The sequence below is a fragment of the Actinoplanes sp. CA-142083 genome (assembly GCF_050942195.1).
In the GTDB taxonomy this organism is placed as follows: domain Bacteria; phylum Actinomycetota; class Actinomycetes; order Mycobacteriales; family Micromonosporaceae; genus Actinoplanes.
Window position 1 is genome coordinate 7,612,021 of the sequence record NZ_CP192076.1, and the last position, 21,919, is coordinate 7,633,939.

The 21,919-nt window shown below is 70.1% G+C and carries 10 protein-coding genes; 2 read left to right on the forward strand and 8 right to left on the reverse strand.

Translation table 11 applies throughout. The annotated features are described in order from the left end of the window. Positions 1-32 precede the first annotated feature (32 nt). Both mctP and ACQPZX_RS34880 read left to right on the forward strand, forming a co-directional pair. Positions 33-1,679, forward strand: coding sequence for a monocarboxylate uptake permease MctP (gene mctP, locus ACQPZX_RS34875; protein WP_433364942.1), 1,647 nt, complete (start codon positions 33-35; stop codon positions 1,677-1,679). 52 nt (positions 1,680-1,731) lie between these two features. Beyond that, positions 1,732-4,770, forward strand: coding sequence for an AAA family ATPase (locus tag ACQPZX_RS34880; protein WP_433364945.1), 3,039 nt, complete (start codon positions 1,732-1,734; stop codon positions 4,768-4,770). A gap of 113 nt (positions 4,771-4,883) precedes the next feature. Here ACQPZX_RS34880 and ACQPZX_RS34885 read toward each other — a convergent pair whose 3' ends face one another. Genes ACQPZX_RS34885 through ACQPZX_RS34920 form a run of 8 tightly spaced genes read right to left on the reverse strand, consistent with a single transcriptional unit; the run spans position 4,884 to position 21,918 of the window. Beyond that, the gene (locus ACQPZX_RS34885) at positions 4,884-8,198 is read right to left on the reverse strand and encodes a beta-L-arabinofuranosidase domain-containing protein (RefSeq protein ID WP_433364948.1); all 3,315 of its coding nucleotides are present in this window, start codon (positions 8,196-8,198) and stop codon (positions 4,884-4,886) included. Then, positions 8,195-9,115 (reverse strand): hypothetical protein, encoded by a 921-nt coding sequence (locus ACQPZX_RS34890; protein ID WP_433364951.1) that lies wholly within the window; start codon positions 9,113-9,115, stop codon positions 8,195-8,197. Before ACQPZX_RS34890 ends, ACQPZX_RS34885 begins: the two co-directional genes overlap by 4 nt. Positions 9,116-9,127: 12 nt before the next feature. Then, entirely contained in the window at positions 9,128-9,748 is a 621-nt protein-coding gene (locus ACQPZX_RS34895; protein ID WP_433364954.1) for a hypothetical protein, read from the reverse strand. An 11-nt stretch (positions 9,749-9,759) separates the two neighbouring features. Beyond that, entirely contained in the window at positions 9,760-12,780 is a 3,021-nt protein-coding gene (locus ACQPZX_RS34900; RefSeq protein ID WP_433364956.1) for an OmpL47-type beta-barrel domain-containing protein, read from the reverse strand. Positions 12,781-12,793: 13 nt separating this feature from the next. Continuing rightward, positions 12,794-18,241 (reverse strand): galactose-binding domain-containing protein, encoded by a 5,448-nt coding sequence (locus ACQPZX_RS34905; RefSeq protein ID WP_433364959.1) that lies wholly within the window; start codon positions 18,239-18,241, stop codon positions 12,794-12,796. Positions 18,242-18,291: 50 nt separating this feature from the next. Next, on the reverse strand, positions 18,292-20,181 hold the full coding sequence (locus ACQPZX_RS34910; RefSeq protein ID WP_433364962.1) for a glycoside hydrolase family 127 protein: 1,890 nt from the start codon (positions 20,179-20,181) through the stop codon (positions 18,292-18,294). A gap of 5 nt (positions 20,182-20,186) precedes the next feature. Beyond that, positions 20,187-20,993 carry a carbohydrate ABC transporter permease gene (locus tag ACQPZX_RS34915; RefSeq protein ID WP_433364965.1) on the reverse strand — a complete coding sequence of 269 codons (807 nt, stop codon included), beginning with the start codon at positions 20,991-20,993 and terminating at the stop codon, positions 20,187-20,189. Between the two features lie 16 nt (positions 20,994-21,009). Continuing rightward, positions 21,010-21,918, reverse strand: a complete 909-nt coding sequence (locus ACQPZX_RS34920; RefSeq protein WP_433364968.1) for a carbohydrate ABC transporter permease — start codon at positions 21,916-21,918, stop codon at positions 21,010-21,012. Position 21,919: the final 1 nt, after the last annotated feature.

A 21,919-nucleotide genomic window follows, 5' to 3' on the forward strand; every position in this document is an offset into this window, starting at 1 on the left:
CCGCGCAGCTCCTGGAATTGGCTGCTTCGCCGATGAGAGACCACGTCACCGAGATCGTCATCTTCACGATCCTGTTCCTGCTGGTCAGCGGCCTGGGCTTCGTGGCAGCCCGCTGGCGCGCGCCGAAGGACATGGCCCACCTGGACGAGTGGGGCCTCGGCGGCCGGAACTTCGGCGGGTGGATAACCTGGTTCCTCGTCGGCGGCGACCTCTACACGGCGTACACGTTCGTCGCCGTTCCGGCCTTGATCTTCGGCGCCGGCGCGACCGGATTCTTCGCCGTTCCGGACACCATCATCACTTTTCCGTTGTTCTTCCTGATCCTCATCCGGCTCTGGTCGGTGTCGCATCGGCACGGATTCGTGACCCCCGCGGAGTTTGTACGCAGCCGCTTCGACTCGCCGACGATGGCCCTGCTGGTCGCGATCACCGGAATTGTCGCGACCATGCCGTACATCGCACTTCAGCTCGTCGGATTGGAAGCGGTCCTCAAGACCATGGGCGTGACCGGCGACAGCCTCCTCGCCCGGCACGCCCCGATCATCATCGCCTTCGCCATTCTGGCCGCGTACACGTACCAGTCGGGTCTTCGCGCACCGGCGCTGATCGCGTTCGTCAAGGACGTGCTGATCTACATCGTGATCCTGGTGGCGGTCGTCTACCTGCCGTTCAAGCTGGGCGGCTGGGGCGACATCTTCGACGCCGCCGACGCGAAGTTCCAGGCCAGCGCGTCGCCCAACGACGGAATCATCCTCAACGCCAACAACCAGTTGCAGTACGTGACGCTCGCGTTCGGCTCGGGGCTGGCGCTCTTCCTCTACCCGCACAGCATCACCGGCGCGCTGGCCAGCAAGAACCGTAATGTCATCAAACGCAACATGTCGGCCCTGCCGGCGTACACCTTCCTGCTCGGACTCCTCGCGCTTCTGGGGTACGTGGCCATCGCGTCCAACGTGAAACCGCTGCCGGGATCCAAACCGGGCACGGTCGACAGCAACACGGTCGTGCCGCTGCTGTTCGACATGCAGTTCCCCGCCTGGTTCGCCGGCGTCGCGTTCGCCGCGATCGGCATCGGCGCGCTCGTCCCGGCCGCGATCATGTCGATCGCCGCGGCCAACCTGTTCACCCGCAACATCTACAAGGAGTACCTGCGCAAGGACGCGTCGCACGCCGACGAGGCGCGCGTCTCGAAGATCACCTCGCTGGCCGTGAAGGTCGGCGCGGTCGCGTTCATCGCCTTCCTCGATCCCCAGTTCTCGATCGACCTGCAGCTCATCGGCGGTGTGATCATCCTGCAGACCGCTCCCGCGGTGGCGCTGGGCCTGTTCACGCGCTGGCTGCACCGCGGCGCGCTGATCGCCGGCTGGGTGGCCGGCATGAGCCTGTCGATGTGGATGCTGTGGCAGATTCCGAACCCGGCCACCAAGCATGCCCACTTCGGCGGATCGGCGTTCCCGCTGTCCGAATTCGGCTTCGACACCAAGTCGACCATCTACGTCGGCTTCGTGACCGTGCTGGTCAACCTGCTGGTCGCCGTGCTGGTCACTCTGATCCTGCGGGTGACCAAGACTCCCGCCGGTGTCGACGGCACGCAGCCGGACGACTACTTCGCCGACGAGGGCGAGCTGCGCGTCGACCGCGCCATCGTCGCGCGCCGGATCCCCGTGGCGGAAGGCTGAACTACCGGCTGGCAGGAATGCGCCGCCGGGCCGCGACTGGCACCCTGGTCGGGTGAATTTGCGCTGCCTGCTCGTCGACGACAATCGGCAATTCCTACTCGCTGCCCGTAACCTGCTGGAACGCGAGGGCCTGACCGTCGCAGGCACGGCCGAGAACATCGCCGACGCTCATCTGCGGACCGCGGAGCTGCACCCCGATGTGGCGCTGGTCGACATCAACCTGGGCAGCGAGAGCGGCTTCGACCTGGCCGCGCGGCTGGCACCGACTCCGGTGATCATGATCTCCACCCATTCCGGCGAGGACTACGCCGACCTCATCGCGGCCAGCCCGGCGATCGGTTTCCTGTCGAAGATCGAGCTGTCCGCGCAGGCGGTCGAGGAACTTGTCAAGGCCGTTGAGAAGACCGATCTGGTGGGACGCCGCCGCGAGCAGGGCGAGCTCGAAGCGCTGCTGAGCGCGGTCCGCTCCGGGCAGAGCCGCGCGCTCGTGCTGCGCGGCCCGTCCGGCAGCGGCAAGACCGCCCTGCTGGAGTTTCTGACCGGCCGGGCCCGCCCCGGCCGCGTGCTGCGCGCGGCCGGCGTCGAGTCCGAGTCGGAAATCGCCTATTCGGCGCTGGTGCAGCTCTGCTTGCCGCTGCTCGGCCATCTCGACCGGCTCGCGGTCCCTCAGCGCAAGGCCCTGAGCACGGTATTCGGGCTGGCCGCGGGCCCGCCGCCGGAGCGGCTGCTGGTCGGCGTGGCGGTGCTCGGGCTGCTGGCCGAGGCGGCGGCCGATCAGCCGCTGCTGTGCGTGGTCGACGACGCCCAATGGATCGACCGGGCGTCCGCGGTGACGCTCGGCTTCGTGGCCCGCCGGCTGTCGGGCGAGTCGGTCGGGCTGGTGCTCGCGGCCCGCGGCGACACCGGCTTCGAGGGCATCCCTGAGCTGCCGGTCGAAGCCCTCGCCGAGCCGGACGCCCGGGCCCTGCTCGACTCGGTGCTGATCGGGCCGGTCGATCCCCGCGTCCGCGACCGGATCGTGGCCGAGACCGGCGGCAACCCCCTCGCGATCCTCGAGCTGCCGCGCGGGCTGACCCCGGCCGAGTTGGCCTTCGGCTTCGGCGGCTACAGCCGGGCGCCGCTGGAGAACCGGGTCGAGGACGGCTTCCGCCGGCGGATCGCGGCACTGCCGCCCGAGACCCGCACGGTCCTGCTGGCCGCCGCGGTCGAGCCGGTCGGCGACGCCGTGCTGCTGTGGCGGGCCCTCGACCGGCTCGGTGTCGGCGCTCGGGCGGCCGCCCCGGCCGAGCGGGAGCGGCTCCTCGAGGTCGGCGCCCGGGTCCGGTTCCGGCACCCACTTGTCCGGGCCGCCGCCTGGCATTCCGGCGAGCCGGCCGAGCTGCGCCAGGTCCACGCCGCCCTGGCCGAGGTGACCGACCCGGCCCAGGACCCCGACCGCCGGGCCTGGCACCGTGCCCAGGCCGTACTCGGGCAGGACGACGAGGTCGCGGCCGAGCTCGAGGGCTCGGCTGACCGGGCCCGGGCCCGCGGAGGCTGGTCGGCCGCCTCCGCCTTCCTCGACCGGGCTGCGTCACTGACCACCGACCCGGCGCGGCGTGGGACCCTGCTCGTGTCGGCGGCCGAGGCGGCGGCGTACGCCGGCTCCTACGACCGGGTGACCGGGTTCCTGTCGGCGGCCGAGTTGGCGCCGCTCGACGGCCTGCGGCAGACGCTGGTCTCACGGCTGCGGGCCCAGGTCGACTTCGCGCTGCGCACCCGGCGGGAGGCCTTCGCGCCGCTGCTGGCCGCGGCGCAACGGCTGGCGGCCGCCGACCCGCAGGCCTCGCGGGACACCTTCCTGCTGGCCGTCACGGCCGCCATGCACACCGGCCGGTTCGGCGACGACGATCTGCGCAAGGCCGCCCTCTCGGCCCGCGAACTGGTCCCGGCCGGTGAAACGTTCCCCGATCTGCTGCTGGCCGGGCTTGTCTCCTGGGTGCTGGACGGGCGTACGCGGTCCTTGCCGCTGCTGCACCGCGCGCTCGCCATCGCCGACTCCAGCTTCATCTGGCTCACCTCGCTGGTCGGCTACGAGGTCTACCGGCTCGACCTGGTCAAGCAGATGAGCGAGGCCGCGATTCGGGCCGCCGTCGACAGCGGGGCGCTCTCGCTGCTGCCCAACGCGCTCGCGATCCGGGCCAACATCATGATCTACGCCGGCCGGCTGGGCGAGGCGGCCGGCATGATGGACGAGATCGACGAGGTCATCCAGGCCACCGGGGCGTCGGTCTACCAGTTCTCCCGGCTCGTCCTCGCGGCGTACAAAGGGCCGGTCGACACGGCCACCGCGCTGTTCGACGAACGCAAACGCGAGGCGGCCACCCGCGGTGACGGCCGGCTGCACGCGCTGGCCTGCCACGCGCTCGCCATCCTCCACAATGGAAACGGTGATCACCGGGCGGCGCTGGCCGCAGCCGAGGAAGCCGTCTCCCACGGCGACTTCGCGCTCGGCAACTGGCCGCTGCACGAGCTCATCGAGGCGGCCGCCCTCGCCGGTCTCCCCGAGGTGGCCGCCGCCGCCCGCGACCGGCTGGCCGCGATCACGGCCGAGACGCCGACCCCGGTGGCGCTGGGCATCCAGGCCCTCATGGACGCCCTGACGTCTCCCGCGCCGGCCGCCGAGAAGCACTACCGCACCGCGATCGAGCTCCTCACCGGCCAGGAGATGACCGCCTCCGTCTGCCGGGCCCGCCTGCTCTTCGGCTCCTACCTGCGTCGCGAGCACCGCCTCCACGAGGCCCGTGCCGAGCTGCGCGCCGCCCACCACGCCTTCACCGCGATGGGCGCCCCCGGCTACGCCGAGCGGGCCGCCCGCGAGCTCGCCCTGATGGGCCAGGCCGTGGTCAAGAAGCGGCCCACTCGCGTACGGGAGCAATTGACCCCTCAGGAGGCGGCCGTCGCGCAGCTGGCCGCCACCGGCCGGACCAACCAGGAGATCGCCGCCGAGCTGTTCCTGAGTCCGCGCACCGTCGAGTGGCACCTGCGCAAGGTCTTCACCAAGGTCGGCGTCATCTCCCGCCGCGACCTGGCCAAGGCCCTGCCAATCGGTTAGCAGTAAACGATTGCGACACCGTGGGTCGAAACCACAGGCTCGGGCAAGAATGCGGGCCTCATACGACCGTGGGGTCCCGGCCAATGCTCTGACCGGGACCACACTTATGTCCTCTAGTAGGTCGCCTCGAACTGTGCCGTTACCGCTTGGCCGTCGACCGTGCCACTGGCCTTGACGGTCACGGTGCCCGCCGGGATCGATGCCAGACGGGTGTTGAAGGACTGGTACGCGGACTGGCCGGGCGCGACGTCGGGAACCTTTCGTGACCCGTACGCCGTGATCAGCTCGATGGTAAGTGGCACGGTGTCGTTGTTGCGGGCGTTGACCGCGACGTACATCGTCGTGCCGGTGCGTTGCGTACGGGCCTCGACCTCGACCTTCAACGACGCCGGCGGTGTCAGCTCGCCGGCGGCCGCGGCCGCCGCGGCCACGATGGCATCGCGCTCGGCCGTCGTGTACACCCCGGCGGTCACGAAACCGGCGACCGTGTCGGTGACCGCCGTGACGAACGCGGCGTGTGTCGGGAACGGCGCCTGGTCCCAGAGCAGATCCAGGAACGTCGGTCCGTCGGTGCCGGGCGAGGTGATGCCGGTGACCGGGACGTCGTAGTGCGGCAGCCCGTCGTTGCGCTTGCGGTTGGGCACACCGCTGTCGATGGATCCGAACACGACCGTCGGCTCGGTGCGGCGGACGTACGACGACGCGGCCTGGTTGTCGCTGACGTAGTACGGCCGCAGGGTGAGCCCGCCCGCCACGAACGTCGGATCGCCGGCCGCGGTGACCGGTCCGGCGGTGACCGCCGCCCGCGAGTAGTCGCCGTCTCGCTTCAGGCCGCGGTACAGCGTCAGCTCGCGAAAGGACGTGCCGCCGCCCAGGGCCTGCAACAGCACTGGTCCCCAGAAGATCGCCTGAGTGTCGGGGCGGTCGATGGCCCTCTCGATCCGGATGCTGAGCGGCATCTTGATCTCCACCACGTCACCGGGGCTCCAGGTCCGGCTCAACGTCACGTAGGAAGAAGGCTGCGCCGGTAGGTTCTGCGCGACTCCGTTGACGGTGACCGTGAAGCCCTTCTCGACCCAGCCGGGAACCCGCAGCTTGAGGTCGAGCGGACCGCTGCCGTCCACGGTCAGCTTGACCTGGTCCGACCGCGGGAACGTCGTGTCCTGGGTGACCGTGAAGCCCTTCGACGCCCAGGTGAGCGTGGACGGTACGTACAGGTTGATCCAGAGGGTTCCCTCGTCGGCCGACTTGAGGTAGATCGTCTCCTGGTACTTCGTGTGGTTCTCGAGGCCGGTGCCGCCGCAGCACGTGCCGGTGTTGCCGTAACTGCGCACCGTGCCCGGCCCGAGCGGCTGGAAATAGGTGACCTGCGGGTCGCCGGTCGAGGTGGTGTCGGCCCGCGACCCGGCGATCATGTTGAGCATGCCGCGCTCGTAGTAGTCCATGTAGGCCGGGTCGTGCTCGTGCAGGAACAGGTTCCGGGCCAGCTTCATCAGGTTGTACGTCGTGCACGTCTCCGCGCCGCTGGTCGCCACCGCGTTGGCGATGTTGTCGCGGTTCTGGAACAGCTCGAGGTTGTTGTTGGAGCCCGGGTAGTTGCCGCTGGTGCCGCCGCTGGCGAACATCCGGTGCGGCACGACCATGCCGTAGAAGTTCTTGGCCGCCGTGAAGTACTCCTGAGCGCCGTCGTGCTCGAAGATGCGCAGGTACCCGATGAACTGCGGCACGTGGGTGTTGGCGTGCAGCCGCTCCGCGCGGCGGCGGCCGGGCCGGTTGGCCGGGGTGACGACGAGGATGTCGCGGTTCTCGACGGTGGCGCCGAACAGCGACTCGCGGTTGTCGAAGCACTTGGCCGTCTCGAGGTGCTTCGCGTCGCCGGTGAGCTGGTAGATCTCCGGAAAGACCTCGTTGGCGCCGCCGAACTCGCCGCCGATGTACAGGTCCCACATGTAGTTGAGATCGTCGCGGGTCAGCGGGCCCGAATAGTCGGGGTGGTTCTTGTCGCCGATGGTCAGCGCCAAGTGCGCCCAGTCGGCCATCGTGGTGACGACCTCGAGGGCCTGGGCGTTGCCGGTGTGGTAGTACGCGTCCAGCAGCCCGCGCATGATCTTGTGCTGGGTGTACCAGGGCGCCCAGGTGTTGGTCTCGGCGTTGCCGCCGTAGACCGCCCAGCGCGGCGGGCCGAGGCGCAGCACCGCGTCCTCCGGGATGGCGCCGAGATAGCCGGGGTGGGTGGGGATCCAGTCGGCCGGGCCGGCGGTGGAGGCGGCCACAATGCCGGCGTCGCGGCCGTTGGGCGAGGCGTCCTTGAGCGCGGTGCCGTCGGTCTCCTCGAACTTGTACCAGGCGATGTTGCCGCCCCCGGTGGTGCCGGCCGCCGAGCTCTGCAGGGACTGAAGCTCGGCGGCGGTGAGCGCCCGGTCGAAGATGTGGAACTCGTCGATGGTGGCGTCCAGGAACGGGTCGCCGTACTGGGAGCGGCCGATCCATCGGTTGCCGGGGTTGCCGAGGTTGGACGGGTTCAGCGTCATCGCGGTGTTCGTGCCGGCGACCTGCCCGTTGACGTACAGGGTGCCGGTCGAGCCGGCGAGCGTCACCGCGACGTGCACCCACTGACCGGTCGGTAGCGCCGACGAGCCGTCGATCCGCTGCTCGGCGCCGGAGCCACCGACCGTGATGGCGAAGCGCGGCACGTTCCCGGTCACGCCGGCCCGCGGGGTGAGGAACATGTTGATGCCGGTGGACTGGCCGAAGTCGAACAGCCGGGTCCAGCTGGCGGTGGAGCCGAGGTTGATCCAGGTGGCGATGGTGAAGTTGGTGAGCTGGTTGATCGCCTCCTGGGGCAAGGTGCAGTACTGCGCCTTGCTGGTCCCATTGAGGCGAAGAGCGCTGCCGAACTTGCCGGCGACGCGGCCGATGACCGGCTCTTCCCCGGGAGAGCCGCCGCCGGTGCCACCGAGGCGGGCGGTGATGGCGGCCTGGCAGGCGGCCAGCTCGGTGACCATCCAGTCGAGCTTGGTCTTGTAGACCGGCTCGCCCTGGTCGGCGTAGGCCTGTGCGAGAGCGGTCATGTAGTGCCCGGCCCAGTGGCCACTGAGCAGGCCGCCGTCCTCCCAGCCGCCCGGCACGGCAACGCCGGACGGGTTGGGGCGGCCGGCCTGGTTGTTGAACAGCACGAGGAAGCGGCGCTCGTCGTAATTCCGCAGGAAGGCCTTGGTGCGGTCGCGCTTGGTCTGCAGCAGTCCGTTGCCCAGCCGCACGTCACTGAGGGGGAAGGGGCGGACCGGGGCGGTGGATCCGGGGCCGACGTCGATCGAGGAGGCGGCGGCCGCGAGGGCCGCGCCCGGGGGCAACGCGGCCAGGAAACCGGCGGAGGCAGCGCTGAGGGCGGAGATCTGGAAGAGCTGCCGGCGGTTGAGCGGAGTCACTGGTGGGGATCCTTTCTCGATTCCTGCCGGGCTTCGGCCAGCAGCCGGGCGAACCGGCGCCGTCGGGCCCGCAGAACGAGGACGAGAGCGATTAGCAGGACCACCACGAGGAGCTGCGGCCACGGCACGACCCACACCGTCACTGAGGTGGGGCCAGCCGGATCGGCCGGGGAGAGCAGGATCTTCGTGTGGACGGGCCCGAGCCCCCAGACGCCATGGACGACACCTTCGGCCGGGCGGGAGCCGCCGGGCAGCAACTCCCCCGCGGCCGCGCCGCCGTCACGTCGGTGGGCGCCGAAAAGCTCGCTGACGGACACGGAGGCGCGGGCGTCGGCCCGGACGTTGCCGGTGTTCGCCACCGTGTAACTGACATGGACCGTGCCGGACCGGAACGGATTCCAGGAATGCGAGTAACCAGCGGTCACCCGCTGCGCGGCCAGCGAGGACCGGACGGTCCCGCTGGCCCGGAGCATGACCCGGAACCCGACGCGGCTCTCCACCTGGACGGTGCCGTTGCGGCTGAGCACCGAGGCGGCGATGCCGGCCGGGTGGTCGCCCGGCGTCGCGCCGGGCGGGACGGTGATGGTGAACGGGACGGTCGCGGACTTGCCCGCGCCGACGGCGACACTGGACCGCACGGTGATCCAGGTGCCGCCGTCGGTGGATTTCTTGTCCGAGGCGAGCATGTTGAAGTGACCGTTGTCGGTCAGGTAGCCGTCCGCCGCGCTCAGCGCGAACACCGTGTCGGCGGTGCCCAGGTTGCGCACCACCAGCTTCTCGGTGACCTTCTGCCCGGGGTCGAGCGTGCGCTCGATCCACCGGCTCCCGTCGGCCGGCTGGACCGTCCACGTGACCTTGGCGTCGGCGTGGATCGGGGTGGCGGCGAGCAGCACGGCGGCGGCTACCTGAAGGATCATGACAAGGCGTCCTTACTCGAACAGGGAGAGCGTCAGCTTGGACTTGTAGGAGCCGGCCGCCACGTCCGCGGGGGTGCGCAGGAACAGGTCGGCGTTGACGGAGTACGCGTCGCCGGTGACCGACGCCGAGTCGTACGTGGAGACCAGCAGCTCCTGGTCGGTGAGGCCGACGTTGTTGCCGGGCTGGGTCGGCTCGTCCAGCGAGGTGACGACCTCCTCGCCCTCGCTGACCTGGCCTTCGCTGTTGCCGCCGTCGACCAGGCGCGGCTTCCAGCCGAGGTGGTCGGCGGTGATCGGGGCCTGGCCGGCGGTGCCGGTGAAGTCGCTCGCCGAGCCGAGCACCGCCCAGCCGGCGCCGGCCGGGATCTCGTCGGCGGTGCGGGTGTCGGTGACGGTCACCGTCGGCAGGGTGCCGGTGAACTGCCGGACGGTCAGCGTCGAGCCGTTCTCCTGCAGGGCCACCGCGGTGCCGGCCACGGTCAGGGCCAGCACGCCGGGTTCCTTGATCGGGGTGATGTCGACGGTGACGTCGACGTCGGCCGAGTCGCCCGGGTCGGCGATCGCGGCGGTCGGGAACGCGGTCACGCCGGCCAGCGCGGCCACGGCGACCAGCCGCTTCTTCGGGATGTTCATGCGTGCTCCTATCAATTGCAGGTGAGAGCGCCGTAGGGGGCGTTGAGGGTGGTTCCGGCGACGGTCGCGCTGGCCGTGCCGGCCGCGATGGCGTTGCTGCGCACCGCGAAGGACTGGTAGGCGTCGGCGGTCACCGCGATAAAGACCTTGCTTCCGTACGGGGTGAGCACGCTGATGTCCACGGGGGAGTCGCCCGCGTTGTGGGCATTCACCGCGAGGTACGCCTTCCCGGCGATGCACCGGGGCGCGGCGGTGAAGGTGACCGGGACGACCACCGTGCCCGGGTCGTCGGCGAAGACCCGCCACTCGGTGACCGCCACCGCCGAGTACGTGGTCCCGTTGGAGTTGGCGTTGATCGTGGCGCGCAGCCGCGAGGTGGTGACCGGCGTGAAGGTGACCGTGTTGAAAGCGGTCGAGCTCGTCCCGTACGCGCTGGGGTTCGGCACATCCTGGAAGGTGCTGCCGTCCCAGTACTGGAGTTTCCAGCCGTCCGGTTCGGCGACCCCGTCGCCGGTGCCCTTGTCGGAGTCGCGCCAGAACTTCAGCTCGGCGCCGGTGAGCCGGATCGGCCGGGACCAGTCGTACTGGATCCACTGGGTGGCCGGCCGGGTGCCGGACCAGGTGCCCCAGATCTGCGCCTGGCCGGGGTTGGCCACATCGGCGTTGTCGTTGAGCGCGGTGACGCTGTTCCACCCCGCCGTGTACGACGCGGTCGGCACCGCGATCGGCCCGACGTTGCCGGACAGCGGCCCGGACAGGTCGGCCGGGATGGTCGCCGTCTTCGCCGTCTCGAGGTTGCCGGCGTTGTCGGTCGCCCGGAACGACACCGTGTGCTTGTTGGCGTCGGGCGCCGCGATCGCCCCGGCGTAGGCGGTCCACGCGCCGGCGTCGATGGCGTACTCGATCCGCGCGACGCCCGAGGTGGCGTCGGTCGCGGCGACCGTCACCGCACGGTTCTCCCCCACCATGCCGGTGCTGACCGGCGCTACCGCGTCGATCTTCACCGCCAGGGTGGCCACCGCCGACTTGTTGCCGGCCCGGTCGGTGGCGGTCGCCGTGACGGCGTGCTGCCCGTCGCCGGTGACGTTCACGTCGGCGTAGCGAACCGGCCCGGCCGTGACCGGAGCACCACCGTCCACCGCGGAATGGATGGTCATCCGGCCGCCCCGGTCGTCCACGGCCGAGGCCCGCACCTTGACCGCCGACCGATACCAGCCGTTGGTCCCGGCGCTGCCGCTCGGGGTGAGCGTCAGCGTCGGCGCGGTCACGTCGCCCTCGGTGTCGCCGGGCGAAATGACGGTGACGGTCGCCGTTACCTTGCCGGCCGCGTAGCCGAGAACGTCGCCCTGGATCTGGAACGTTCCTGGGCTGGAGACGTCCGGTAGGGGATCCCAGTAGACCGGTACCTGCGGCGTCTGCGAGCCGAAGGAGACCGGCACGGTGCCGGGCAGCTCGGTCTCGCCGGTCTCGACCGTGATGGCCGGGGCGGCGACGGTGGCCGGCTGGGCGGCGAGGATCTTCCACTCCTCGACCGCGACGGCCGAGTACGTGCTGCCGTTGGTCGACGCGTCGAAGGTCGCCCGGACCTGCGTGGTGGTCACCGGGTCGAAGGTCGTGTTCTGGAAGCTCGCGGTGCCGGTCGGGTAGCCGCTCGGGCTGGGCACGTCCGCCCACTGCGAGGTGGCCAGGTTCCAGTACTGGATCTTCCAGTTGGCCGGGGCGGCCACGCCGACACCCGTACCCTGGGCCTGGTCGTTCCAGAAGTCGATCTGCGAACCGGTGATCCGCATCGGCTGGTCCCAGGTGTACTGGACCCACTGCTGCGGCGGGTTGCTGCCGGTCCACGTGCCCCACATGTCGGGCGGCAACGGGTTGGCCCGCACGATCTCGTCGTTGAGCGCCTTCACCCAGTACTGCGTGGGCACCGGATCGTTGGAGACGGTGACCTTGGCCTCCTGGGCGATGTTCGCCCGCGGCGTGCGGTCGCGCTCCTTGACCGGTGTCTGGACGACCTGCTTCATCCGCGGCGGCGACTGCGTGTCGTCCCACTCCACCTTGTCGATCGCCACCGAGCGGCGGAAGTGCCCGCCACCCACGGCGTCGGCCGTGTGGTAGGTCATGTACCACTGGCCGTGGTACTGGATGATCCCCGGATGGCTGGTGGTCGACGACACCGGCGTGAGCACGGTTCCGCGGTACGTCCACGGCCCCTCGGGCGAGGAAGCGGTGGCGTAGGCGATACAGGCGTGGTAGTTGGCCGGGGTGCACGCCGACGTCGGGCCGGCGTTGTTCCCCGCGTACGCGAGGTAATAGGTGCCGTTGCGCTCGAAGATCCAGGGCGCCTCGAAGAACCCGGTCAGCCCGGTGACGGACTTCTGGGTGCCGACCGGCGTCTTCATGTCCGCCTGGTATTCCAGCCAGCGCAGCTGGCCGAACGTTCCCCAGTAGACGAAAACGCGATTGCCGGAGATGAGGATGGTCGGGTCGATGTTCTGGATGGTGTTCGCGGTCGGCACCCGCTGCGAGATCAGCGGCCCGCCGAGGTAGTCGGTCCACGGCCCGGTCGGACTGTCCGAGACGGCCAGGCCGATGGCGAACTTGTCGGCGGCGGTGCTGGTCCGCTCGCTGACCGGCAGGTACCAGTAGTAGCGGCCGTCCGGGCCACGGACGACCTGGCCGGCGTAGGCCCGCCCCGGGGTGGCCCAGCTGAACAGCGTCTCGGGCCGGGCGAGCGACGGGTAGTGCGTCCACGTGCCGGTGGCGACGTCCGACGTGCGGAACGCGCCCCACTCGTTCATCTGGAAGTCGTTGGTGGTGGGCCCGGCCTCGTCGTGGCCGGTGTAGATGTACAGCTGGTCGTCGGCGACCAGCGGCGCCGGGTCGGCCGAGTAGTACGTGCCGTCGGCCAGGATCGGGTTGCCCACGTGGGTGAAGGTGTACGGATCGGTGGCGGCCAGGGCGGCCGTGGCGGGGGCGACAAGCAGCCCCGCCACGACCATCCCCGCGACCGCCGCTGCACGCAGCAGTCTCAAGGCGTTTCTCCTGTTATCTGCAGCTGGCCGCGCCGTACGGCGCCTGGATCTGCGTGGTGACCGAACCGCCGGTGACCTTCACCGTCGCGGTGCCGGCCGGGACGATCGCGAGCCGCGAGTTGAACTGCTGGTAGGCGGTCTTGCCGGGCGCGACCGCCAGGACCTTCTTCGACCCGTACGGCGTGACCAGCTCGATGTCGAGAGCCTGGTCATCGGCGTTGACCGCGTTCACGGCCACGTACGCCTTGCCGCCGATGCACTGGGTCTTGGCCTGGACCTGGACGTCGAACTGCGGGTCCGGGGTGCCCGGGACGTCGTAGACCTCCCACTCCTGCACACCGGGAGCACCCTTGCCCTCCTCGGTCCCGATCGCCTGCAGCAGGGCCCGCAGCTTGGTGGTGGTCACCTTGGTGAAGGTCACCGTGTTCCAAGCGGTCGCCGAGGTGCCGTACGCACTCGCCCCGGAGACGTCCTTCCACGCGCTGCCGTCCCAGTACTGGATCTTCCAGGACGCCGGCGGTGCGACCCCGGCCCCGGAGTCGTCCAGGTCCTGGCTGAACCAGATACGGCTGCGGTCGACCGTGACCGGCGACGCCCAGTCGAGCTGGATCCACTGCTCGCCGACCTGCGGCCAGGTGTTCCACACATCGGTGTTCGGCCCGACCGGACCGGTCGGCTGCACCCCGTCGGCGATGTTGTCGGCGGTCACCCAGCCCGGCGTGTACGACGCGGACGCCGTGCCGGTCCGTGCCACGTTGACGGGCGCCTGTCCGGCCGCCACCTCGAGGGTCCCGACGCCCGAGGTGTTGCCGGCCTTGTCGACCGCCCGGTAGTCGACCGTGGTGGCCGACGACCCGATCGGAACCGGGCCACCGGCGGTGGTCCAGTCCTGGGTGACCACGCCCCCGACGGTGAGGCGGTACTGCACCGCCGCCACACCGGAGCCGCTGTCCACGCCGGTGATCGTCACCGACCGGCCGGCCGCGTCGAGCGACGCGGTGACCGACGGGACGGTCTTGTCGATGCCGACGGTGACCTCGGTGACCGGCGAGACGTTGCCCGCCTCGTCGGTGGCCCGGGCCTTCACCACGGTCGCGCCCTCGGCCGAGATGGTGATCGGTGCGGAGTACGCCGCGAAGGCGCCCGACCCGACCGCGATCTCGATGTCCGGGTTCGCGTCCTGGTTGTCGGTGGCGGTGGCGGTCACCTTGACGTTGGTGTTCGTCCAGCCGGTCGGCAGCGCCGGGTCAGTGGAGAGCACGGTGACGGGGGCGACCTCGTCCTTCGAGCCGCCGTCGCCGACGGAGACCGTCGCGGTGGCCCGCTTGTCGGTGCCGGCCACGGTGCCGCCGACCTCGAAGGTGCCTTCCTTCGCGTACTTGGCGGGGTCGATGGCGTCCCAGGTGACGGCGATGCCGCTCTGCCGGGAGCCGTCGTTGTAGCCGACCGTCACGCCGGCCGGCAGCGCCGGAGCGACGCCGACGTTGGTGCTGACGGTGACCGGGTCGATCGTGTTGATCTGCACCGGGTCGCTGCCGCGGACCCACACGTGGGCGGTGGCGATCAGCGTGGTGCCGGCGACGAAGCCGGAGACCGTGAAGTCACCGACGGCCGCGACCTCGTCCGGGTCGATCTGGCCCCAGGCCACCGCGACCGGCAGCTTGGCGCCGTCGGCGTAGGTGACGTCCACCGTGGACGGCAGCGTCGGCACGACGCCGACCTGGGTCCGCGCGTCCACGCCCTGGATCGAGCTGGCCGCGGCGGCGAAGACCCGCCATTCCGAGACGCCGACCGCCGAGTACGCCGTGCCGGCCGCGTTGGGCAGCGCGTTGAAAGTCGCCCGCAGCCGGGTCGTGGTGACCCCGTCGAACGTGACCTGGTTGGTGCGCCCGCGGACCGCCGGGTCGAACCCGCTCGCCCCGGTCACGTCCTTGAACGCGGCGCCGTCCCAGTACTGCAGCTTCCACGACTTCGGCACGGCGACGCCGCTTCCGCCGGTGGTGGAGTCCGACCAGAAGTCGATCGACGCCTTGTTCACGCGTACGGCCGACGGGAAGTCGTACTGCAGCCAGCGGGTGGCCGGCTCGTTGCCGGTCCAGGTCCCCCACAGGTCGGTCTGCGCGCCGCCGGTGAACAGCGGCGGCTTGCCGTCGTTGACCGCGCCGACCGCGTTCCAGCCGGCCGTGAAGCTGGCCGACGGGGTCGCCGTCGAGGCGACGTTGATCTCGCCCTCGGTCAGCGCGGTGCCCTGCACCACGACGTCCTTGGTCGCGGTCGCCGTGCCGTTGCTGACGGTCAGCCGCAGCGTGTACCGGCCGGACTTGGTGAACCGGGCCACGGTGGTGGGCGCGTTCGCCGGGTCGAAGGCGACCGAGCCGCCGTCCGGCGCGTCCACGACCGTCCAGGCCGAGGTGAGCGCGGTGCCCGGGTTGCCGTCGTCCTGGGCGAGGCCGATCAGGCGGGCCGAGCCGGCCTGGTTGTAGGCCGAGTCCACCCACGCGTCCGCCAGCGGCGCGGCGTTGCCGGGCTGCGGTGCGGCGACGCCGCTGTCGAAGGCCTGGACCTCCTTGATGCCGGTCTTCGAGCCGGGCGCGTGCTGCACGGTGACGCGCAGCTTCTTGGCCGTGATCTCGGGGAACCGGACCTGGTTGAGGTTGCCGCGCGGGTACGCCGGCGACCGGGTCTGGCCGGGGATGGTCTGCCAGCCGTCGCCGTTGTCGTACTGGACCGTGAACTGGCCCGGCGGGGCGTATCCGGCCACCGTCGCGGTCGTCGTGGTCTTGTAGAAGTACACGCGTACGTCGTCGATCTTCTTGTCGCCCTGCAGGTCGATGTCGATCGAGTCGGACGCGTTCGGCGATCCGGCCGTGCCCCAGAACGGCTCGTTGACGGTGGTGCCGTCGACGGCGCCGGCCGGTGCGCGGCCCGCGGCCGAGAACGTCGCGGTGGCGGGCTTGCCCTGGGCGACATTCGGCTTGCCGGTGCTGGCCGGGTTGATGTCGGCGCCGGCCTTGGCCATCACGTCGACGATCCGGTCGCTCGCGGCGAACCGCACGTCCTGCGGCGCGTCGACCGAGGACTTGTTGCTGGTCGTGACCGTCACGCCGGCGCCCGTCTCGACGGTGCCGGTGGCCGGGTCGTACACGACCTTGCCGAGCTTGTCGGCGGTGAAGGCGAGCTGGCCGTCGAGGTAGACGGAGTAGCCCTCGGGAACGTCGGCGCCGTAGTACTTGGTGCCGCCGGGCGCGTCCCAGACCACGGTCAGGTCCTTGTCGCGGTACCGGATGTTGTTGGCGGTGAAGTGGTCCCAGCCGATGTCGATCGGGTCGAGCTCCACCTTGGCGTCGGAGCGGGGGCGCAGGCCCATCGCGTCCTCGATCATGGTGAAGTTGGTGCCGCCCAGGATCGTGTGGTGGATCCACGAGCGGTACCCGACGGTGCCGCCGTTGGCGGTCGAGCCGTCCGCCCAGAACTCGTTCTGGTCCGGGTACCGGTTGTCGCCGTTCTGGTACTGCGCGAACGCGTTCCAGTACAGCAGCTTCTTATAGGACTCGGCGTTCAGATACGGCGAAGGGTAGTTCCGCAGCGCCGAGGAGAGCATCCGGAAATCGACCGTCGAGTTGATGACCGAGAAGTTGTTGCTGCCCGGGTCCCCCGCCGCGGCGGCCGCGGCCTTGTCGGCCTGATTGGCCGTGGTGAACGGGAAGATCGGGTACTGCTGGTCGTCGGCGAAAAGGCGCAGCGCCTCGACGTACGGTTGCGTGTAATCGGCGTCGCCCGGCTTGGGCATCAGGCCGACGGCGTACGGATAATAGTTGTTGATCTCTTTCCACGGCACCTTGACGTTGCCGTTGACCAGGTTGTGCTTGAGCAAGTTGCCGTAGAGCCCCATCTCGTCCGGGGTGGTCCGGGCCGGTTCCCAAAGGTACTGCAGGACCGCCGCCTTGATCTCCTCGGCGAAAGCGTCCATCTCGGCGGCCTTGGCGGTGTCGCCGGCGACCCGGTACGCGGCGGCCGAGGCCTTCGCGTTCGAGTACAGGTACGCGTTCTCGGCCCGGTCCATGTTCTGGTTCTTGCGCCAGTCGAACGACACCGCGTCGGCGTCGTTGCCGGTCATCGCGCCCCAGCTGTACTCGATGAGGCCGTTGCCGTTGGTGTCGTACGCCTGCTGCAGGCCCTTGACGTCGTCCTCGGCGTACTTGGCGAGGTTCTCGGCGATGGCCGACGGACCGCCGTGCAGCTGGTACGACCGCCAGGCCGCCTCGGAGATGTACTCGGTGTAGCTGTTCGACCAGTTGGCCGGGTCACCGGGGTTGTCGACGTACTTCGAGCTCTTGGCCACCTCGCCGGCGGACACCCAGGGACCGTACGAGTAGACCGGGTCGCGGAAGTACTTGAGGTCGTCGACGAACATGCCGACGGTCAGCACGATCGCGTTGTTGTAGCCGAGAACGCCCTCCATCGACGTCGGGAACTGGTAGTCGTTGCCCGGCAGGTCGGCGTCGAGGAAGTTGTACCGCATCAGCCACCAGCGGTAGAACAGCGTCTTGTCGATGTTGCTGTCCGGCGTGTCCAGATAGGGCACGTTGTCGGCCCACCACTTGTTGTACGCCGTGACCTGCTCGGTGTACGCCGCGGCCGGGCTCAGGCCCTTGTAGTGCTCGTACTCGGCGGTCGAGGCCGGCTGCTCCTTGGTGACGAAGCCCAACTGGAGCTTGGTCTTCGCCGCCCCGGTTGCCGGCACCGCGACGGTCTGCTTCAGCGTGCCGTCGACCGGCGCGAAGCCGTCGCCGGAGAACCGCGGGAAGATGGTGGTGAGCGAGTTGAACGAGCGCGTCGACCCGGTCAGCTCGCCGCTGTCGTCGGCGACCGTCTTGGCGAAGGCCGAGGTGGCGGTCAGCACGACGTTCTTGGCGGCGCCGTTGGTGCTGGACAGGTCGAGGTTCGTCACGGCGACGTTCTTGTCGGTGATGAACTTGGTCTCGACGATCCGCAGGCCGGCCGGGGTGTTGTTGAAGACCCCGCGGAAGTAGCTGGGGGTCTGCTTGCGGGACGCGGCGTCCTCGGTCAGCGTGACGTCGGCGCCGTTGACCGAGGCGGTGATCGTGTACGCGCCCTGGCCGCCCGCGATCGACTCGATGTAGGCGACCTCGCCGCCGAAGCCGAGCACGCCGGGGCTGTGCGTCTTCATGAACACGGCCCGGCCGCGGCTGAACAGGTACTGGTTGGCGTCGCCGTTCGAGCCGCCGGGCAGGTTGCCGGTGCGGGCCAGCATCCGGTCGAGCCAGAAGTCCTTGTCGGTGCTCGATCCCGCGCCCGCGGCGACGTCGGCGTCGAAGATGGCCTGGAGCTGGTTCCGCACGTGGTAGCCGGTTCCCTCGGCCGGGACCGGGTCGGCGTCACCTTTGAAGGTGGGGTACGGGGTGTCGGCGGTGGGGGCGGCGTGGGCGGCAGTCGGCATCAGGACCGTCGCTAATACCGCCGCGACGACCCCGTATTTGGAGATTTTCACTACTGGTCGGTCCTTCCGTCTGCGAGGGGCAGCCAGACGCGCATGGTCGACGGGCCACGACGGGCCCATCGGTGGTAAGGACGCAGCGGGACGTCGACGGTCCCGGTGGTGGACGGCTCGATCGCGATGCCGTAGGGCCAGCCGTGCACCGGTGGCTGGACCGTACGGCCGGTGACGACGACGGCACCGTCGCGTTCCTCGGCGTGCGGGAGTACCCGCAGGGCGTTCAGGTCGACGCCCGGGGGCAGGTCCACGGACTCGGCGCAGAGCACGACCGGTCCGCGTTCGACGGCGACACAGCCGCGGATGGCATCGATGCGCGGGTCGGGCGCGGTGATGCGGGGTTGCATGGGCAATTCGAGAACTACGATGTCGCCCGGGGAGAAGCGGCGGTTGAGATGGGCCCAGCCTGGTTCGACCGGGCGGCCGTCGAGGGTCGCGCCGGTGGCCCAGTGCGGCACGCGGAGGCTGAGCGTCCAAGGGGTGTCGGGTGACTCGGTGATCCGGACGGTGATGCGCCCCTCGTGGGGGTAACTCGTGTCGATCTCGCAGCCGAATCGGCCGGTGCGGATCGTGGCGGCGGCGTACTGATGGATCTGGAGCCCGTCGTCGTCGACGGTCGCCAAGTAGGCGGCGAGGCTCGCGTAGGTGCGGGCCAGGTTGGTCGGGCAGCAGGAGACGGCGAACCAGGGTGCGCGCAGGCTGGACGCCGCCCGGGGCACGAGCACGTCCGGTGCCGGCTCGGTGCCGGGAACGCGCTGGTGCAGCGTGTTGGTGTAGAAGAACCCGCGGCCGTCGTCGGCCGGGGAGGTGGCGATGACGTTGAACAGGGTGCGTTCGATCAGGTCGGCGTACACGGCGTCGCCGTGCGCCAGCAGCAGCCGCCAGCTGAACATCACCGACCCGATCGAGGCGCACGTCTCCGAGTACGCCCGGTCGGGCGGCAGCATGAAGTCCTCGCCGAAGGCCTCGTCCTGGTGGCGCGAGCCCATGCCGCCGGTCAGGTACGTGCGGCGGGCGACGGTGGTGTGCCACTGCCGGGTCAGGGCGTCGAGCAGCTCGGCGTCCCCGGTCTCGACGGCCACGTCCACCGCGCCCGCGGCCAGATAGGTCGCCCGCACCGCGTGCCCTCGCAGCACCTCCGCCTGCCGCACGGGCACGTCGTCCTGGAAGTAGCTGCGGCCGAACTCGATGTCGGCCAGGACCTGGTTGCCGCGGCGCTCGACGAACAGCCGGGCCTGCTCGAGGTAGCGGGGCTCGCCGGTGACCCGGTACAGCTCGACGAGGGCGGGCTCGATCTCGGCGTGCCCGCACACCGAGGCGATCCCGTCCGGGCCGAACACCTCGCAGACGTGGTCGGCGGCCCGCACCGCCACCTGGAACAGCTCGTCGGGGCCGGTCGCCCGAGCGCGAGCCACGCCGGCCTGGATGAGGTGGCCGTACGAGTAGATCTCGTGCCCCCACTCCAGGTCGCTGTACCGCGGGGCCTGGCCCGGCCGGCCGAAGTTGGTGTTGAGGTAGCCGTCCGGCTCCTGCGCGGCGGCGACCCGGCGCACGATGGCCCGGTACCGCTCCTCGAGAACGGAATCGCCGGTCCGGCCGACCTCCCAGGCCATGGCCTCCAGCAGCTTGTAGATCTCGGTGTCGGAGAACTCGCGGCCGGTACGCGCGCCGGGCAACCGGCCCTCGGCGGCGGCGTCGAAGTTGCCCAGCCAGCCGGTACGTTCCAGCCAGTGCTCGATGTGCGCGAGGGTCGCCGTCGAGTTGGTGTCCTGACGTTGCTGCCAGAAACCCGGCTTCAGGGTGATCTCACGCAGGCCAAGGGGGCGCAGTCTTCCGGCGCTGGGTGCGGCAGGCGTGGCTTTGGCTTTGCTGATGGAGACAGTCACGTGTGTCAACCCTTGAGTGCGCCGGACATGAACCCGCGGACGTAGTGCCGCTGGAGGGCAAGGAAGATCAAGATGCAGGGCAGGGCCAGCACGACCACGCCGGCTTCGGTGGCGCCGTAGTCGACGATCCCCATCACCTGCTGGCGCATGTTGGCCACGGCCAGCGGCAGGGGCGCCTTGGCGGAGTCGCTGATCAGCACCAGCGGCGTGATGAAGTCGTTCCAGGCGGCCAGGAAGGCGAACATGCCGACCGTGACCAGGCCCGGCCGGACCGCCGGCAGCAGGATGTGCCGCAGGGCCCGGAAGCTGCCGCAGCCGTCGACCAGCGCCGACTCGCGCAGCTCCTTGGGGACGGCCTCGAACGAGATGCGCATCATGAACACCGCGAACGGCAGCTGAAACATGGTGAGCACCAGGGCCAGCCCGACCAGCGAGTTCTGCAGGCCGAGGTCGTTGAGCAGCACGTACAGCGGGATCAGCAGGGTCGCGTACGGCACCATCAGGATCGCCAGCGTGATCAGGAACAGCGCGTTGCGCCCCGGGAAGCTGAACATCGCGAAGGCGTACCCGCCGAGCGCGGACACGAGGAGCGTGAACGCGACGGTCATCAGCGACACCGCCGTGGAGTTCAGCAGGTACTGGAAGATGCCGGCCTGGTAGTTGGCGAGGGTGTGGTAGTTGCCGAGGCCCCAGCCGTGCACCTGGGCGGTGCCGCCCTGCGGGCTGACCGAGGCCACCGCGGCCCAGACGAGCGGAAAGAGGAACAGCAGAGCCAGCGCGCCGGTCAGGACGCGTGAGGGAGTGCGCAGCATCAGTTCTCCCGCCGCTTCAGTTTTCCCGGCCGCGGAGGCCACGGAACTGCACGAGGTTGATGATCAGCAGGGCGCCCAGCACCAGGATCGACAGCGCGGCCGCCCGGCCGAGGTCGTTGCGTCCCTGGAAGGCCGAGTTGTAGACGAGCTGGACGATGGTGATGGTGCTGTTGTCCGGTCCGCCCTTGGTGAGGATGTAGAACTGGTCGAAGGCCAGCAGCGAGCCGGTGACGCACAGGATCGTGCTGAGCGCCAGGGACGGCCGCAGCAGCGGCAGGGTGATCCGGCGGAACGTCTGCCACCGGTTGGCGCCGTCGAGCCGGGCCGCCTCGTACACGTCGCCGGAGATGTTCTGCAGCCCGACGAGCAGCAGGAGCATGTAGAACCCCGCGTAGCGCCAGACGATGAGCACCACCGTCGACCAGAGCGCCGACATCGGCGTACCCAGGAAGGAGATCGGTTTGTCGGTGAAGCCCAGCAACGGGCTGCTCTGCGGCGAATAGAGCGCGTAGAACAGCAGCGAGGCGGAGGCGAGACCGAGAGCGGACGGGATCAGGAACGACGTCCGCAGGAAACCGGTCCAGCGGGTCGACTCCTGCACCAGCAGCGCCAGCCCGAGGGCCAGCACCAGCAGGATGACCGTGGTGACCACGGTGTACTTGACCGTGAACCACACCGCCGGCCAGAGCAGCCGGTCGTCCAGGGCGGACTGGAAGTTCTTCCCCGAGTTCCAGCCCCGATCGCCGGTGAACAGCTTCCAGTCGGAGACCGACATCCGGGCCACGATGCCGATCGGGACGACGAAGAAGATCAGGACGAACGCGGCGGTGGGGAGGGCGTACCCCCACCCCGCCAGCGACGACGACCAGCGGCGCCGCCGGCGGGGGTGGGTCTCCTCCGCCGCGAGGGCGGGGATGCTTCGCACT